The 15,809-nt window shown below is 70.1% G+C and carries 13 protein-coding genes; 7 read left to right on the top strand and 6 right to left on the bottom strand.

Annotated elements, in window-relative coordinates:
* Window positions 1–25: 25 nt before the first annotated feature.
* From ACFYXF_RS38345 to ACFYXF_RS38360, 4 genes are all read left to right on the top strand, one after another.
* A complete protein-coding gene (locus tag ACFYXF_RS38345; RefSeq protein WP_389356599.1) occupies window positions 26–1,312 on the top strand; it encodes a cytochrome P450 in 1,287 nt (428 codons plus the stop codon).
* Between the two features lie 103 nt (window positions 1,313–1,415).
* Window positions 1,416–2,105 carry a TetR family transcriptional regulator gene (locus ACFYXF_RS38350; protein ID WP_389356703.1) on the top strand — a complete coding sequence of 230 codons (690 nt, stop codon included), beginning with the start codon at window positions 1,416–1,418 and terminating at the stop codon, window positions 2,103–2,105.
* A 141-nt stretch (window positions 2,106–2,246) separates the two neighbouring features.
* On the top strand, window positions 2,247–2,627 hold the full coding sequence (locus ACFYXF_RS38355) for a Zn-ribbon domain-containing OB-fold protein (protein ID WP_389356600.1): 381 nt from the start codon (window positions 2,247–2,249) through the stop codon (window positions 2,625–2,627).
* Between the two features lie 153 nt (window positions 2,628–2,780).
* The gene (locus ACFYXF_RS38360; RefSeq protein WP_389356601.1) at window positions 2,781–5,579 is read left to right on the top strand and encodes a hypothetical protein; all 2,799 of its coding nucleotides are present in this window, start codon (window positions 2,781–2,783) and stop codon (window positions 5,577–5,579) included.
* 63 nt (window positions 5,580–5,642) lie between these two features.
* Here the strand turns inward: ACFYXF_RS38360 and ACFYXF_RS38365 are convergent, their stop codons facing one another.
* The 6 genes from ACFYXF_RS38365 to ACFYXF_RS38390 form a co-directional block, all read right to left on the bottom strand.
* Window positions 5,643–7,622, bottom strand: a complete 1,980-nt coding sequence (locus ACFYXF_RS38365) for a hypothetical protein (protein ID WP_389356602.1) — start codon at window positions 7,620–7,622, stop codon at window positions 5,643–5,645.
* Window positions 7,623–7,730: 108 nt separating this feature from the next.
* The gene (locus ACFYXF_RS38370; protein WP_389356603.1) at window positions 7,731–8,153 is read right to left on the bottom strand and encodes a VOC family protein; all 423 of its coding nucleotides are present in this window, start codon (window positions 8,151–8,153) and stop codon (window positions 7,731–7,733) included.
* On the bottom strand, window positions 8,150–8,980 hold the full coding sequence (locus ACFYXF_RS38375; protein WP_389356604.1) for an ABC transporter ATP-binding protein: 831 nt from the start codon (window positions 8,978–8,980) through the stop codon (window positions 8,150–8,152). The genes ACFYXF_RS38370 and ACFYXF_RS38375 overlap by 4 nt, the downstream gene beginning before the upstream one ends.
* Complete coding sequence (locus ACFYXF_RS38380; protein WP_389356605.1) at window positions 8,977–10,383, bottom strand: FAD-binding oxidoreductase; 1,407 nt, start codon at window positions 10,381–10,383, stop codon at window positions 8,977–8,979. Before ACFYXF_RS38380 ends, ACFYXF_RS38375 begins: the two co-directional genes overlap by 4 nt.
* A gap of 183 nt (window positions 10,384–10,566) precedes the next feature.
* Entirely contained in the window at window positions 10,567–10,953 is a 387-nt protein-coding gene (locus ACFYXF_RS38385; protein WP_389356606.1) for a PPOX class F420-dependent oxidoreductase, read from the bottom strand.
* A 63-nt stretch (window positions 10,954–11,016) separates the two neighbouring features.
* Entirely contained in the window at window positions 11,017–12,285 is a 1,269-nt protein-coding gene (locus ACFYXF_RS38390; RefSeq protein ID WP_389356607.1) for a glucarate dehydratase family protein, read from the bottom strand.
* A 159-nt stretch (window positions 12,286–12,444) separates the two neighbouring features.
* On the opposite strand from ACFYXF_RS38390, the gene ACFYXF_RS38395 reads away from it, so the two are divergent.
* The 3 genes from ACFYXF_RS38395 to ACFYXF_RS38405 all read left to right on the top strand — a co-directional run bounded on the left by ACFYXF_RS38395 (window position 12,445) and on the right by ACFYXF_RS38405 (window position 15,805).
* A complete protein-coding gene (locus ACFYXF_RS38395; protein ID WP_389356608.1) occupies window positions 12,445–13,419 on the top strand; it encodes a hypothetical protein in 975 nt (324 codons plus the stop codon).
* Window positions 13,420–13,503: 84 nt separating this feature from the next.
* Window positions 13,504–14,325 (top strand): SAM-dependent methyltransferase, encoded by an 822-nt coding sequence (locus ACFYXF_RS38400; protein WP_389356609.1) that lies wholly within the window; start codon window positions 13,504–13,506, stop codon window positions 14,323–14,325.
* A gap of 118 nt (window positions 14,326–14,443) precedes the next feature.
* A complete protein-coding gene (locus ACFYXF_RS38405) occupies window positions 14,444–15,805 on the top strand; it encodes a S1 family peptidase (protein WP_389356610.1) in 1,362 nt (453 codons plus the stop codon).
* Window positions 15,806–15,809 lie beyond the last annotated feature (4 nt).

Here is a 15,809-nt window from a genome sequence, read left to right on the forward strand (position 1 = left end):
TCTGTACGACCCCCTGGAGCCTTCGATGACCGAGACCCTCCCCTCCGCCGCCGCCCACGAGCCCCTCCCCCTCGACGCCGTCGACCTCTCCGATCTCGACAACTTCACCGACGGGGTGACGCCCTGGCGGATGTTCCACACCCTGCGCCACGAGGACCCGGTGCACTGGCAGCCCGAGGAGGCGCCCAACTCCGGTTTCTGGGCGGTGACCCGGCACGCCGACATCGCGCGCGTCGACCGTGACGCGGAGACGTTCACCTCCACGAGGTTCGTCAACCTCGAAGAGGTCGACGAGGACCAGATCAGGAAACGGGCCTCCATCCTGGAGCTGGACGGAGTGCGCCATCGCGCTCTGCGCAGTGTGATCCAGCGGCAGTTCGGCGCGGGCGTCATCAACAGCTACACCGACTTCCTGCGCGGGCTGACCGCCCAGACCCTGGACGCGGCGCTGGCGAAGGGGAGTTTCGACTTCGTCGCCGATGTCTCCGCCGACTTTCCCATCAACGTCCTGGCCCGGCTGCTGGACGTACCGCCGGAGGACAACCAGCAGCTCATCGACTGGGGCAACCGGATCATCGGCAACACCGACCCCGACTACGCCGACGTACTGCTGCACAGCGCGGAGAGCGAGAAGTACCGCGATCTGCCCTTCCGCTCCCCCGCCTCGCTCGAAGTCTTCGAGTACGGGCGGGAGTTGGCCCGGCAGCGGCGCGGCGGCGACGGGACGGACCTGGTCTCCAAGCTCGTCAACACCACCCCGCGCGACGGAGTGCCACTGTCGGCGCAGGACTTCGACAACTACTTCCTGCTGCTGGTGGTCGCCGGCAACGAGACCACCCGGCACACCATCACCCACTCCATGCTGGCCCTCCTCCAGCACCCCGAGCAGCTCGCCCGGCTGAAGGCCGACCCGTCCCTGATCCCGGGCGCGGTCGAGGAGTTCCTGCGCTGGGCGTCCCCCGTCTACCACTTCCGGCGCACCGCGACCCGCGATGTGGAGCTGGGCGGCAAGCAGATCAGGGAGGGCGACAAGGTCGTCATGTGGTACGCCTCCGGCAACCGTGACGAGGCGGTCTTCGGCAATCCGTACGACTTCGACGTCGCCCGCACGGACAACGACCACGTCACCTTCGGGAAGGGCAGTCCGCATCTGTGCCTGGGCAATCTGCTGGCCCGCACCGAGATCCGGATCATGTTCGAGGAGCTGATCCCGCGCCTCGCGGACATCCGGCTGGTCGGGGACGTTCCCCGGGTGCGCTCGAACTTCGTCAACGGGATCAAGAAGCTGCCGGTGGAGGTCACCCTCGTATGAGGCGCGGGAGTGATCTCCGGGGCACTCAGTTCCCCGTACGCAGCGCACTGAGTGCCATCGGCCTCGCTCTGATGCTAGTTTCCCGTCCATGACCAAACCGCCGATGCGGGACGCCCTGGTCGCGGCGGCCTTCCAGCTGTTCCTGGAGCGGGGCTACGAGCAGACCACCGTGGACGAGATCGTGGCGCTCGCCGGGGTCGGCCGCCGGTCGTTCTTCCGCTACTTCCCCTCCAAGGAGGACGTGGTCTTCCCCGACCACGAGCGGTGCCTGGCCGACATGACGGCGTACCTCGCCGAGAGCCCCGAGGACGCCGAACCGGTCGGGCGGGTGTGCGCCGCCGCCCGCATGGTGCTGCTCATGTACGCCGAGAACCCGGCCTTCTCCGTCCAGCGCTACCGCCTCACGAAGAAGGTCCCCGGGCTGCGCGCGTCCGAGCTGTCGGTGGTCTGGCGGTACGAGCGTGCCCTGGCCGCGTATCTGCGCGAGCGGTTCGCCGGCCGGACCGACGGGATGCTCCGGGCCGATGTGATCGCGGCGGCCGTCGTCGCGGCCCACAACAACGCGCTGCGCTCCTGGCTGCGCTCGGACGGACAGGGCGACGCGACCACGGCCGTCGACCACGCCCTGGACTATGTGAGGGCGGCCTTCGGCACCCCGCCCCCGGGCTCCGGCGGGAACGAACCCGGACCCGAGAGCGAGGACGTGGTGGTCCTCGTCTCTCGGCGCGGGGCACCCATGTGGCGGGTCATCCAGGAGATCGAGTCCGCGCTCACCGAACAGCCCGAGAATTGAGGGTACGCAGTGCCTTTACGCGTGACACTGAGTGCCATACCCTGAGGTCGTGCACGGTGGCACGGCGAACCGCGCACTTCGGATTCAGGCCGAGCGCAGGGAGATGACACCGTGTACCACTCACTAGGCGCCACTCGTCCGATGGCCGCAGGTTCCGCCACGGGCCTGCTCGATGCCCCGGCCGACACGAACACCCTCGTCTTCCAGCGCTGCGGCTGGTGCGCCACCGCGATGTACCACCGGCTGCTGTGCCCGGTCTGCGCGGGCAGCGACCTGCGTACGGAGCGCAGCGAGGGCTCGGGCACGGTCCGGCACGCCACGGTGGTCCACCGGAACACGCCGGCCGCGCGCAATGTGTCGCTGGTCGAGATGGCCGAGGGCTTCGTCGTGCGCGGCCGGGTGATGGGTCCGGCCGCCGGAATCCACAGCGGGGACCGGGTCCGGCTGGCCACCGCGAAGGACCCGGTGCGCGGCGAGCCGGTGTTCCAGCTCCTTGACGAGCCGTACCGGGCCTGGATCTGACGTTCCGGCCGGCGGTCTGACACTCCGTCAACTCCCTTTCCTCCTTCTCCACTTCCCCACAGGCAACCCACAGGTCTCCGATCCCGTCCTCCGGGGCGAGAGGGGCCGACGGGGAACCGGGGCCCCTGAGCAAGGGCCAGGAGGAGGAGACCATTGCTACGTGCCCGGCGAATATGGGTCACCGCTGCGGCGGTACTCGCGGTGGTGGGGGGATCGCCAGGATGGGCGCAGGCGGAGCCGTCGCCCCGGTCGGAGGTTGCGGCCCAACAGCTGCCCTCTGGCTGGACGTTCACCGGTGAGGGTGCGGAGCGGCAGCTCGTCTGGCGCTCCGGCAGACCGGTGCCGATGGGTGACGCGCGCGTCGAGTTCTACGCGGGCGACCAGTTGCTCGGCCGGCCCACGGCCGCGAAGGACGGCCGGACGTTCCGGCTCCCGCTCGAAGACGCCCTGAGCGCCAGGGGACTTCAGGGGACCAAGGGGCTTGCGGACCTCCAAGTGCGCGCCGGCGGACGCCGGTTGGACGCGAACGGGCCGGCGGCGGCCCCTGACGAGCGGCGCGCGGCGATCGCCCCGCCCGCCCTGGCCCCGGCCAACCCCGTCGACCCCGGCAAGCCGGGTTCGTACCGTACGGTCTCGGGCGAGTACACGCTCGACTCGGTGAAACTGCCCGGGTTCCCCGTGCCGGTGGAGATGAAGGCCGTGGTGGTCGCGCCGACCGGCGCCACCGGCCGCAGGCCGCTCGCCCTGTTCCTGCACGGGCGCCACTCCACCTGCTACAAGCCCGGCACCGACGAGATCAGCGGCGCGTGGCCCTGTCCGGCCGGCGAGAAGCAGATCCCGAGCTACCGGGGTTATCTGCGCGACCAGAAACTCCTGGCGTCGCAGGGCTATGTGACGGTGTCGATCTCCGCCAACGGCATCAACGCCCAGGACGCGGACGCCGAGGACGCCGGGGCACAGGCCCGCTCCTCCCTCGTCCGGCAGCATCTCGCCCGCTGGGCCGACTGGGCGGCGAACCGGCCCTCGGCACCGGCGGTCGTACGGAACGCTCCGGTCGCCGACCTCTCGCGCGTACTGCTGGTGGGTCACTCGCGCGGCGGTGAGGGCGTGAACCGGGCCGCGATGGACAGCCTGTACCGTCCGCCGGCCGACCAGGACGGGTACGGCGGCCCGGTGCGCTGGAACATCCGGGGCACGGTCCTCATCGGCCCGACGATCTTCGGACAGAACCCCGTCGCCGACGTCCCGTCGGTGACGATTCTGCCGGGCTGCGACGGCGATGTGTCCGATCTCCAGGGCGAGTTGGCCGTGGACGGCACCCGTGGGATCAGCCGGGGCGCCGCCCTGCACAGCGCGGTGTACGTGATCGGCGCCAACCACAACTACTTCAACACCGAGTGGACGCCGGGGCAGGCGCAGGCACCGGCGGACGACGACTTCTGGTCCGACCCGGACGCCAAGGACCCGGTGTGCGACGTGGGCGCCCGGACCCGGCTGACCGCCGACCAGCAGCACAAGGCGGGCGCGAGCTATATCGCGGCGGCGGCCCGGCTGTTCGTCGCGGGCGACGACCGGGTACGTCCGCTGCTCGACGGCTCCGGCCGACGGGCCCCGTCCGCCGACCCGGCGCGCGTCCTCACGCACGCCGTGGGCGGGAACCGCTCCGCCGGCATCCTGCCGGACGGCGCGGTGACCGTGCAGGGCGGCGGCGGACGGCTGTGCTCGGCGGTCGACGACCGTCCCTCGGTCCGGTGTCTGGCCGCGGACAGCGGCGGTGAGTCCCCGCACTTCGCGGGCTGGATGACCCAGCGGGAGGTGGGCCGCCGCGCGGTCACCTTCAAGTGGTCGCAGCCGGGTACCGCCGTACGGGTGAGTCCCGAACGGCCGGTGTCCCTCGGCGGCGCCAAGGGCCTCGCCCTTCGTGTCGTCGTGCCGCCCAACACCACCGGGACACAGCTGGACGTGTCCGTCACCGACAGCGCGGGCAAGCGCGCCACCCTCGGCCGGGTCCGCGTGGGCGGGCTCCCCGGGAGCAATCGGACGGCCTCGTACTGGGCGCGGGAGGTCCGCGTACCGCTGTCGGCCGCCGCCTCCGCCGGGGTCGACCTGCACAAGGTGCGGAGCGTGGAGCTGACTCCGCGCAGCCGCTCGGGGCAGGCCTGGCTGATCGACGCCTGGGGCTGGCGCCCGGGCACGCCCGCGGTACGGCCGGGCGCACTGCCGCGTGTCGACATCGGACGGCTCACCGTCAAGGAGGGCGACTCCGGCTCCCGTACCTACCGGGTGCCGGTCCGGATCGCCGGGCAGGGCGGCGGCAGCGGCACGGTCCGGGTGTACGTCCAGAATCCCGGGTCGGAGACGGTGACGAACCGGCTGGTGACGGTGCGTCCCGGCGAGCAGAGCATCGATGTGCCGGTGACGGTGAAGGGTGACACCCGGTACGACTACGACGCCTGGCAGTTCGTGTTCGTGAAGGCGGTGCGCGGGGCGGTCATCGGCTCGTACACCGGCGGGGTGACCGCCCTCAACGACGATCCCCGGCCCACGGTGACCGTCGCTCCGGTCGCGGACCGGGTCACCGAGGGACAGCGGCTGACCTGGCGCGCGTCGCTTTCGGCGCCGTCCGGCACCGACATGAGCGCGATCCTGGAGGTGGTGCCGGTTGGCGGCGGGGCCGAGCTGTCCACGACCGATGTTGATCCGGCGTGGCTGGACGAGGTCTCCGGGGAGTCGCCGCTGCCGGAGCGGGCGTTGTCCTCGATCGAGGGGCTGTATCTGTGGGTGTCGATCCCTCCGGGCGAGCTGAGCGCGGAGCTGAGTATTCCTACGGTTGTGGACTCGGTGGTTGAGGGGGACGAGTCGGTGCGGGTTCGGGTTACGGACTTCGATGAGGAGACGGGCGAGCCGGTGCCTGGGGCTGAGTTTGTGGGGACGGTGTTGGACGGGTCGTAGGGGGTTGTTTGTCGGGTGCGGGTGCGCTGTGGCTTGTCGCGCAGTTCCCCGCCCCCCTATCCCTTACGACACCGTTAGTGTCAATGCTCCCGTGTATGTCTTGCCCTGCTCCAGGGGGGTTTCTGTGCCGTCTACCGTCAAGGTGAGGGTCTTGCCCGCTGAGGACTTGACCGTTGCGGTTGTTGCCAGGGTGAGGGCGCTCAGGTGGGACGTGCCCGTTACCGTCCAGGTCGAGCCCGCGTCCAGGGTTACCAGGACGCCGTTGTTGACCACCTCGCTCGGGGTGTTGGTTACCTCGCTGATCTCGCGGTACTGGGCCGAGGTGATGGTGGTGACGTTGTGGCGGGTCGTCGAGGCGGAGATGGTGCCCTCGATCGTGGATGCGGTGAAGGTGAGGGTCAGGTTCTGGCCCTGGAGGTTGGCGTTGCCGCCGCCTCGTACCGCGTTGTAGAAGTCGCCCTGCAGAGCGATCTCCGTGAACGTCGCCTTCGCGTCGGTCGACTGGGGTGAAGTCGTCACCCAGGTCGATGACTTCACCGGGTCTGCGGTGGGTTCCGTGTAGGTGCCGATCGTCTCCGTGCGCCAGGGCTTGCCCGTCACCGAGACGCTGCTCGGGCGGTCGGTGTCCATCAGCTGGAAGATGATGCCGTTGCCCGGGTTGATCGTGGCGCCCTGGGAGCCGTCCACGGTGACGGTGCCCGCGACCGCCTTGCACATGAACGCCGTTTCTCCGGTACGGACTTGGGTGCCGCCGTCGATGGTGACGGAACCGGCGTTGTACCAGAGGACCATGAAACGGCCCGCGTCGATGGTCGTCGGCCGGACCGGGAGTTTCCTCAACTCCACATCTGTCAAGCCCAGTTCGAGGGACTCGTTGAGCGCCGCGACCGCTTCCTTCGTGCTGTCGCCGTAGTGGGCCCGTGCTCCCCAGTGGATGAGGGCGTAGTCGCCGACGTCGAAGGTGCAGCCCAGGAAGTGCTCGGTGACGTTGCCGATGGCGTACGAACCGTAGCCCTGGCCACCGGTGTTGGCGATCGTGCTGTTGATGGCGGTGAGCGTGCAGTAGCTGCCGCCGTCGACCGACAGGGCACCCCATTTCTCCGAGGAGACCGTCGAGTTGACGAAGGTCGCCCTGGTGCTCGCGCCGAGCAGGTTGGTGGTGCGGACGTTGCCCGACAGGCCCAGCATCCAGGGGACATCCATCATGTAGCGGGTGTCGCCGGTGGGGACGTACTCGGCGGGCAGGGTGCCGTCGGAGCAGTGCAGGTGCGAGTTCTTGACGACGACGTTGGCACTGGCGTCGGCGATGAGCGCCGTACGGACCACGCCCTCGTTCCTGATCGTGGCGCCGTCCACGACGAGGGTGGTGCCCACGCCGGTGCCGACGACGGAGGCTCCGTAGCCGATGAAGTCGCAGCGGCCGTTGCCCGCGAAGGCGATCCTCGGTCTGGTGAGGGTGTAGGTGGCCCCGCCGGTGACGTACACGCCGTTGAAGGCCTCGCCGTTCGAGAGGAGGGCGATGTCGCAGGCCCTGGTGTCGGTGACGGTGCCGCCACGGACGTTCGAGGGCACGGACTTCGCCTCGTTCACGCCGTCGGCGTCGACGTACAGGGCCTGGCGGAAGGGGAAGGTGAGGTCGCTGTAGGCGAGGTCGGTGGCCTCGGCGACCGTCAGGACGACGGTGCCCCGGTAGGTTCCGGCCGCGATGGCGACGGCTCCGCCGCCGTAGCCGTCGGTGAGTTCGGCGAGGTCGCTGCCGGTCTCCACGCCGTTGACGGTGAGGGTGAGCCGGTAGCCGTCCGGGACGGTGATGACACCGCCCTCCGCGATGCTGAGGACGCTCACCCTGGTCGTCGCCGTCAGTTCCAGGGTCTCGCCGGAGCCGACGGTGATTCTCGTTCCGGGCGCGGCCTGCGCGGTTGTCGCGGTCGTCGCCGTGACCGCCGGTGCGGCCAGGGCGACGACCGCCACCAGGAGCGCTCGCGGGCGGGACCTGAAGGTGACTTCGCGGTCGGTGAGTTCGGCGAGTTTGTTCTGGGTCACCATCGACTCCCTTGTCTGTTTTCGGGCATGGGCGGCCCACGCTCGGCATCGGCCGGTCAGAGGTGTGGTGTGGTGCGGTCCGGCGGAGGGAGACGGATCCGTCTCGGCTCAGGTCCTCGGCCGGTCGATCAGTTCGATGAGGTTTCCGTACGGGTCGGCGACGAACGCCATCCGGGCGCCCGGGCGCGGCGCGGGACGCGGTGTCATCCGTTCCAGCGCGCCCTTCGCCACCAACCGGGCGTAGGCGAGGTCGAGTTCGTCGGGTGTGTCCACGCTCAGACAGAGATGGCCGAGGCCGAGGGTGTGCGCGGCCTCCAACGGGCTGTCGGCCGCGAGGCCGGGCGCCGCACCCGGGCGGTGGAGCAACTCGACGCGATAGCCGCTGGCATGACGGAGCATCACTCCTCGCAGGTCGGTGCCCGGGATCGCGAAGGCATGCTCCTCGGTGAGGTCCAGGGCCTCGCGATACCAGGCGCTCGCGGCCTCCAACTCCGGTACGGAGATGCCGACATGGTCGAAGCGCGAGGTCATTTCCGGGTCACCTCGGGGCGCGCCTCGGGCTGACTGCCGGCGTCCGCCGGCGCGCGTTCGCCTCTGATGCGGGACAGCACGCGTGTACGCAGTTCGGTGAACCGGGGATCCGCGCGGGTGGTCAGCTGGTCGCGATCCGCACCCAGGGGAATCGTCAGCGTCTCCAGGACCGCCGTGGGCTTCCCGCCCAGCACCACGACCCGGTCACCGAGATACACCGCCTCGTCGATGTCGTGCGTCACCACGACCACCGTGATACCCAGTCGACGGCGCAGCTCCAGAGTCAGATCCTCCAGGTCGAAACGCGACTGGGCGTCCACCGACCCGAACGGCTCGTCCATCAGCAGCACCGGCGCGTCGTACGCCAGCCCGCGCGCGATCGCGACCCGCTGCTGCATCCCGCCGGACAGCTGCCAGGGGTACTTCTCCCCCACGTCCGCCAGCCCGACCGCCTCCAGGCACTCCAGGGCGCGCCGCCGACGCACGGCCTTCCTCACCCCCCGCCCCTGAAGCGGGAAAGCCACGTTGTCCCACACCCGCATCCACGGCAGCAACGACCCCCGGTAGTCCTGCGACACCACCGCGATGTCCGCGTGCGGAGCCGTCAACGGCAACTCCCCATAGCGCACCGCCCCTTGGGTCGGCGGAGTCAGCCCGGCCAGACACCGCAGCAGCGTCGTCTTGCCCGCACCCGACGGACCGACAATGCACACCACCTCCCCCGGATCCACCCGCAACGACAGCCCGCCCAGCACCCGATGCTCCTGCGCGCCCCGGCCGAAACTCATCCCCACGTCCTCGACGTGCAGGCTGGATCCGCGTGTCATACGACGACTCCGTTGAATCCGGCGGCGGCGTACGCAGTGGTCGATTCGCGAGGGGTCATGTACGTGTGGAACAGGCCGTCGGGGTCGTAGGCGGCCCTGATCGTCTCCAGGCGTGCGGAGTTGGCCGGGCTGAGTCCGTGGTCGGGGCGGTCGGCGAGGTTGTTGTCGGAGAACTGGAGGCCCTTCGACAGGTGCTGGATCGCGGCCAGTTGGCCGTGCGCCCATTGCTCGTGGGCGAGATCCTCTACGGGGTCGGTCCAGCCCGCGTTGGGTGAGAGATAGACCTTGGCCTGGCTGGACCAGCAGGCGTCGGCCCGTTCCGGGAAGCCGCCCCAGAGCATCCACAGGACATGGCTGGTGGTGTCCGGGATCGAGTCGAACAGGGGGCGGGAGGCGCCGAGGATGCGCTCGACGGGGCCGTCGGCCCAGATGCCGTCGAGGGCCCAGCGCATGCCGGGCGGGGTGAGCCGGTCGGCGGCGTCGTACAGCTCGGGCATGGTCGTGTCGGCGGCCACGACCGACCGTATGGCCCGGTCCCGGAAGGGCGCGTCCTCCAGCGGGGCGAGCAGCTCGTCGTCCTTGCCGCAGAACGCGGTCGCCGTGAGGGAGACGGTCTTGCGGTCGAGGCCCGGGGTGCTGTGCTTTTCTGGGGGCAAGCCCCCAGACCCCCACCCGACTTTCGCCGAGAACTCGACGGCGGGGTCGAGGTCGTCCAGTTTGTCGTACGCCCAGGACAGCACCTCGTCGCGCAGGGCGAGCGGATAGCTGTGCACCGTACGGCGGATGCGGCGCGGGCTGTCGTGCAGGGCGAGGTGGAAGCGGGTGACGACGCCGAAGAAGCCGGGGCCGCTCCCCCGCGCCGCCCACAGCAGGTCGGGGTGCGTGGCGTCGGTGGCGCGGTGGACGAGCGTACCGTCGGCGAGGACGACGTCGACGGCCTCGATGCTGAGGCAGGCGGGGCCGAGTCTGCGGGAGTCCCAGCCGTAGCCGCCGCCGAGGATGAATCCGCCGATGCCGACGGTCGGCGCGTGTCCCGTGGGGAAGAACAGGCCGTGTGGTTCGAGGAGTTGGAGCAGTTCCGGTCCCTTGACGGCGGGCTGCACGGTGGCCGTGCGCTGCTCCGGGTCGACGGTGATGTCCCGCAGCCGGGACAGGTCGAGCAGCATGCCGCCGTCCCGCACACCGTTGCCGACCCAGCTGTGTCCACCGGAGCGGATCCCGACCGTCATTCCCTCGCGGCGGGCGACCCGTACGGCGGCGACCACGTCCCGCTCGTCCTCGGCGAGGACGATGACGTCGGGGTGGCGCGCGGGTTTGCGTTCGTTCCAGACGGCGTCGAGGCGGGCCTGTTCGTACCGTTCCTCGCCGCTCCGGACGACTCGGGCCGGGGACAGCTCATACATGCCGATCTCCTCACGCGGGGTTCGAGTCGGACACTACTGTCGACACTTTCCGCCTTCAAGAGATCGGACAGCGAAATAGTTGCCATCTCTGCCGACACTAGTTCGCCGCAGGGAGCAAAAAAGAGACTCCGCCCGTGCGACATGCGCACAGGCGGAGCCTCCGCCGACCGTTGTCCGGGACCGCTAGGTGAGAGTGATGCGGATCCCGACCGTGCCCGTCTTCCCGCGCCGCAGCCGGCTGCCCAACATGGTGATGCGGCCGAACACTCCGTACTTGCGGGCGAGGAGCTTGCGGTAGGCGTCGGTCGCGGACTGGTCGAGGATCTCGGCGGTGGCGGGGACCGACTCGCCGGTCGGGTTTCCGCGGACGTCGCAGGGACCGACCAGGACGTCGGCCCGGTTGCGGATCCGCTTCACCTTCCAGGAGTCCGCCACCGACCAGACACCGAGCGCGTCACCGTCCCGCACCACCCAGACCGGGGTGGCGACGGACGTGCCGTTCTTGCGGTAGCTGGTGATCAGCAGGTATTTGCCCGCAGCGAGCCGGTCGAGGGGGCTGGTTTCGTCCATGGCCGGGATTCTAGGCGCCAGAGCCCCATCCGGCCCCCGGCGCCCTCCCCCACTTGCCCGCCGTCACCAGCGCGGCAGCCGCCGCTCGTACTCAGGCTGGATCCGCCGCATGTACCCGGTGTCGTCGCGGTTCCGGATCCCGGAGTCGAGGTAGCGGCGGTGGGCCCGAGCAAGGGCGTCGGGGTCCAGCTCGACGCCCAGGCCGGGGCCCGTCGGTACCTTCACCGCGCCGTCGCGGACCTCGATGGCGCCGGGGACGATGACGTCGTCGGCCGAGTTCCACGGGTAGTGCGAGTCGCAGGAGTGCGCGAGGTTGGGAATCGCGGCGCCGACATGGGTCATCGCGGCGAGGCTGATGCCCAGGTGCGAGTTGGAGTGCATGGACAACTCGATGCCGAACGCCTCGCAGACGGCGGCCAGTTCACGGGTCCGGCGCAGTCCGCCCCAGTAGTGGTGGTCGGTGAGGAGGACCTGGATCGCGTTCTGTTCGACGGCGGGCCGCAGATGTTCCCAGGCGATCACGCACATGTTGGTGGCCAGCGGCATCGCCGCTCCCTCGGCAACCTCCGCCATGCCGGGGATCGTGGCGGTCGGGTCCTCCAAGTACTCGATGACGCCGTCGAGTTCACGGGCGACGTACTTCGAGGTCTCCACCGTCCAGGCCGTGTTGGGGTCAAGGCGCAGCGGCCGGCCGGGGAAGGCCTCGGCGAGGGCCTTCATCGCGGCGATCTCCTCGTCGGGCGGGAAGACACCGCCCTTGAGCTTGAACGAGGTGAATCCGTACCGCTGTTGCATCAGCCGGGCCTGGGCGACGATCCCTGCCGGGTCGAGGGCCTCGCCCCATTCGTCGCCGATGGCTTCGCGGCCGTCGAGGGCGGGGTGTTCGGCCCACTTGTAGAAGAGGTACGCGGCGAAGGGCACCGCGTCCCGGACCTTGCCCCCGAGCAGATCGCTGACCGGGCGCCCGAGCAGCTTGCCCTGGGCGTCGAGACAGGCGACCTCCACGGCCGAGGTGGCCCAGCCGCGTTCGTGGGAGCTGGGCACGGTCGGCGACAGGACGGCGTCGATCGCCGCCGCGACGGCCGTCGTGTCGAAGACGTCCATGCCGACGACGGCCTTCGCGGCCTCGTGGAGCCGTTCGAGGCGGGCGGTGCCGCCGGGCGACTCACCGAGGCCCACCGTGCCGTCCTCCAGGACGAGTTGGAGGACGCAGCGCAGGGCGAGCGGCTCGTGCACACCGTCGGCGTTGAGCAGTGGCGGGTCGCCGAACGCGATGGGTGTGACGAGCAGGTCGCGGATACGGGTGCCGGTGTCCGTACCGGTGCCATTCACGTTCGTACCCCCGGCATCGAGTCGAGTGATTCATATCCATGGACATGCTTCATGAATCTAAATGATCGCTGTAAGCTACGAACGGTTTCATCCGTATGTCAATACAAGGTTCGGAGTTTTCACGGACGATAACCAGATGCCCTGACGGACCCCCGGGGGATGCTGGCCGGTGTGACCGAGATCGCCTGCGACGAGTCGGGGTCCGACGGCGAGAACCTGACCGGCGGGAACACCGACGTCTTCGCGCACGGCAGCGTGGATGTGCCCATGGCGGACGCGGCGGCAGCGATCCGGGAGATCCGTGACCGCATCCGGTCGCCCGCCGAGGAGTACAAGGCGAACCATCTGCTCCGGGAGAAGCACCGGGCGGTCCTGGAGTGGACGCTCGGCCCCTCGGGGCCACTGCACGGGCGGGCGTACGTCCATCTCACGGAGAAGACCTTCTTCATGGTCGAGCGGGTCGTCGACCTGCTCCTGGGTGACCCGGCCGGCGCCGCTCCCCTCTTCCGCGCGGGCGCGCACACCTTCGGGGACGAGCGCTGGAAGGCGTTCCTGGCGGCGGCCAACGCCCTCCTGCGGGTACGCGGTGACGCCGACGCCTGTCCGGGGGTGCCCGTCGACGCGTTCTTCCGCGCGGTGGAGGCCCTGGCCGAGCGGGCGCCGGAGCTCGGGGACGAAGAGGTGACCGACGTCCTCAAGCTGCTCGGCAGCGCCCGCTCCCGGGCCGAGGAGCAGCGCGCCCGGCTGCTCGCCGCCCCCGCCCTGATCCCCGTACTGAACCCCCTGCTGCCCGCGATCGTGCGGACGGCCGCGTACTGGAGTGCGGGCGGGCGGGCCGTCACGCTGGTGCACGACAGGCAGAACATGCTGACCGAGGGGCGCATCGAGTGGCTCAGGGAGACGGCCCGGATCGAGGGGCTGCGGCTGGTCGTCGCACGGGACGACACACGGGTCCAGCTGGCCGACTTCCTCGCCGGGATCGCCCGTAGCATCGCCTCCCACGAGCTGAACGGACGCGGTGACGCGACCCTGACAGGGCTGCTGCGGCCGTATGTGGACAGCGGTTCCGCATGGGGTTCCGTCTGGGGCGACGAGCGCAGCAAGGGGCGGCTTTTCGGAGCTGTTCACAGCTGATCCGTCAGTTCCCTCGCCAACATCAACAACCTTGTCTAGATTGCCGGTTGACACTCCCTCGCAGGTGCCCCAGGAGCTGCTTCCGTGCCCGAGAACTCGCCGGCCGCGTCGCTGCAAGCGCGGATCAACTCGCGACAGCCGCACACCGCCCGGATCTGGAACTACTGGCTCGGCGGCCGGGACCACTACGAGGTCGACCGCGCGGCCGGTGACCGCATACGTGAACTGCACCCGGGCATCGGCGAGTACGCCCGCGCGGACCGGCTCTTCCTGGGGCGGGCCGTACGTCATCTGGTCACCGCGTGCGGGATCCGGCAGTTCCTCGACATCGGGACCGGGTTACCGACCGCCGACAACACCCACGAGGTCGCCCAGCGGATCGCGCCGGACGCCCGGGTCGTGTACGTGGACAACGATCCGCTCGTCATGGTCCACGCCCGCGCCCTTCTCACCAGCACACCCGAGGGGCGCACCGACCATCTCGACGAGGACCTGCGCAACGTCGACGCGATCCTCGAACAGGCCGCGCGCACCCTGGACTTCACCCGGCCCGTCGCCGTGATGCTGCTCGGCGTGGTGATCTTCCTCGGCGACGACGAGGACCCGTACGGCGTCGTACGACGGCTGCTGGACGCGCTTCCCCCGGGCAGCCATCTCGCGCTGTCGCACACCATCACCGGCCCCGCGCTGGCCGAGGTGGACGCGGCGGTCCGCTACTGGAACGCGCACGGCACGCCCCGGCTGGTCCAGCGCACGCCCGAGGCGGTGGCCCGGTTCTTCGACGGCCTCGAACTCCTGGAACCCGGGGTCGTGTCCTGCTCGCGCTGGCGGCCGGAGAGACCCTGCCCCGGGGACGCCGAACCGGCCGAGGTCGCCATGTACTGCGGGGTGGCCCGCAAACCCTGACGGGATCTTGGACCGGGTGAACACGAACACCCCCCGCCACGTATGGAAGTGAGGGCCACTCAACGACCGGAGGGCCCCGCGGTGTCCACACCGCGAGTTCGGGGTTCGGGAGCCATTGATGAGGCACGCACGACGACGGATCGTCCGGCGAGCGACACGGCTGGCGGCCGTCGGCGGGGTCATCCTCGGCGGACTGATGGTCACCCAGGCCGTGGCGACCGAGCCGCCACAGGCCACCAACCTGCCCCTCAGTTCCGCCCAGGCGGCCGGCACCACCGGTACGGGCCTCGTCAGCGAACTCGGCAGCGACCGTACGGCGGGCAGCTGGATCGCGGACGACGGGAAACCGGTCGTCGCGGTGACCGACGAGGAGGCGGCGGCGGAGGTCAAGAAGGCGGGCGCCCGGCCCAAGGTCGTCGACTACAGCATGGACACCCTCAAGTCCGCGACGGAGACGCTGCGTTCGGCTCCGCGCGTGGCGGGCACGGCGTGGTCGGTCGACTACACCAAGAACGAGGTGGTGGTCCAGGCCGACACCACGGTGTCGAAGGCCGACTGGGCCAAGCTGTCCGCGGTCGCCGAGGAGATCGGCGGCTCGGTACGCATGGAGCGCACCCGGGGCACCTTCACCACCCGCATCAACGCTGCCCAGCCGATCCTGTCGACCGGCGGGCGCTGCTCGGCGGGCTTCAACGTGACCAACGGGACGGCCGACTTCATCCTCACGGCCGGGCACTGCGGGCCCAACGGCTCGGTCTGGTTCGCGGACTCCGGGGGCGCGCAGGAGATCGGCAAGACGATCAGCAGCAGCTTCCCGATCAACGACTTCTCGCTCGTCCAGTACGACGGTGGCTCGGCCGGTGAGGGCGCCGATGTCGTCGCCATCGGTGACGGCCGGGGCGTGCGTATCACGGGCGCGGCCGATCCGACCGTGGGCCAGAAGGTGTTCCGCAGCGGCAGCACCACCGGGCTGCGCAACGGTGAGGTGACCGGGCTCAACGCGACGGTCAACTACCCGGAGGGCACGGTGTCGGGCCTGATCGAGACCACCGTGTGCGCCGAATCCGGCGACAGCGGCGGCCCGTTGTTCTCCGAGGGCATCGCGCTGGGGATCACCTCGGGCGGCAACGGGGACTGCACGGCCGGCGGTACGACGTTCTTCCAGCCGGTGACGAAGGCGTTGAGCGCGCTCAACGTTCGGTTGATCGGGCAGGCGGGGCAGGCCGCTGCGCCGGCTCCGTCGGCCACGGCTACGCAGAGTGCGATTGCCCCTGGGGATGCGCAGCCGGGGTCTGTGGCGCCGGTTACTGGTGGGTCTGCCGGGGAGGCGTTGTTGGAGCGGCTGTCGGACCCCAAGAACGTGGGGCCGGGGCTGTTGATCGTGGGGGGAAGTCTGATCGCGCTGGTCGCTACTCGGTGGTTCCGGGTGGAGCAGGATCGGCGGGACTATCGGCGGTCTTACTCGGCTACCTGGAGTTGAGGGC

The sequence above is a fragment of the Streptomyces sp. NPDC002680 genome, from assembly GCF_042889145.1.
GTDB lineage: Bacteria > Actinomycetota > Actinomycetes > Streptomycetales > Streptomycetaceae > Streptomyces > Streptomyces adonidis.

What these genes read in the sequence shown, in the direction of transcription:
- ACFYXF_RS38350 (WP_389356703.1), top strand. Translation starts at nt 1,416, where the DNA reads ATGCGGGACGCCCTGGTCGCGGCGGCCTTCCAGCTGTTCCTGGAGCGG.
- ACFYXF_RS38345 (WP_389356599.1), top strand. Translation starts at nt 26, where the DNA reads ATGACCGAGACCCTCCCCTCCGCCGCCGCCCACGAGCCCCTCCCCCTC.
- ACFYXF_RS38405 (WP_389356610.1), top strand. Translation starts at nt 14,444, where the DNA reads ATGAGGCACGCACGACGACGGATCGTCCGGCGAGCGACACGGCTGGCG.
- ACFYXF_RS38385 (WP_389356606.1), bottom strand. Translation starts at nt 10,953, where the DNA reads ATGGACGAAACCAGCCCCCTCGACCGGCTCGCTGCGGGCAAATACCTG.
- ACFYXF_RS38395 (WP_389356608.1), top strand. Translation starts at nt 12,445, where the DNA reads ATGCTGGCCGGTGTGACCGAGATCGCCTGCGACGAGTCGGGGTCCGAC.
- ACFYXF_RS38355 (WP_389356600.1), top strand. Translation starts at nt 2,247, where the DNA reads ATGGCCGCAGGTTCCGCCACGGGCCTGCTCGATGCCCCGGCCGACACG.
- ACFYXF_RS38370 (WP_389356603.1), bottom strand. Translation starts at nt 8,153, where the DNA reads ATGACCTCGCGCTTCGACCATGTCGGCATCTCCGTACCGGAGTTGGAG.
- ACFYXF_RS38380 (WP_389356605.1), bottom strand. Translation starts at nt 10,383, where the DNA reads ATGTATGAGCTGTCCCCGGCCCGAGTCGTCCGGAGCGGCGAGGAACGG.
- ACFYXF_RS38375 (WP_389356604.1), bottom strand. Translation starts at nt 8,980, where the DNA reads ATGACACGCGGATCCAGCCTGCACGTCGAGGACGTGGGGATGAGTTTC.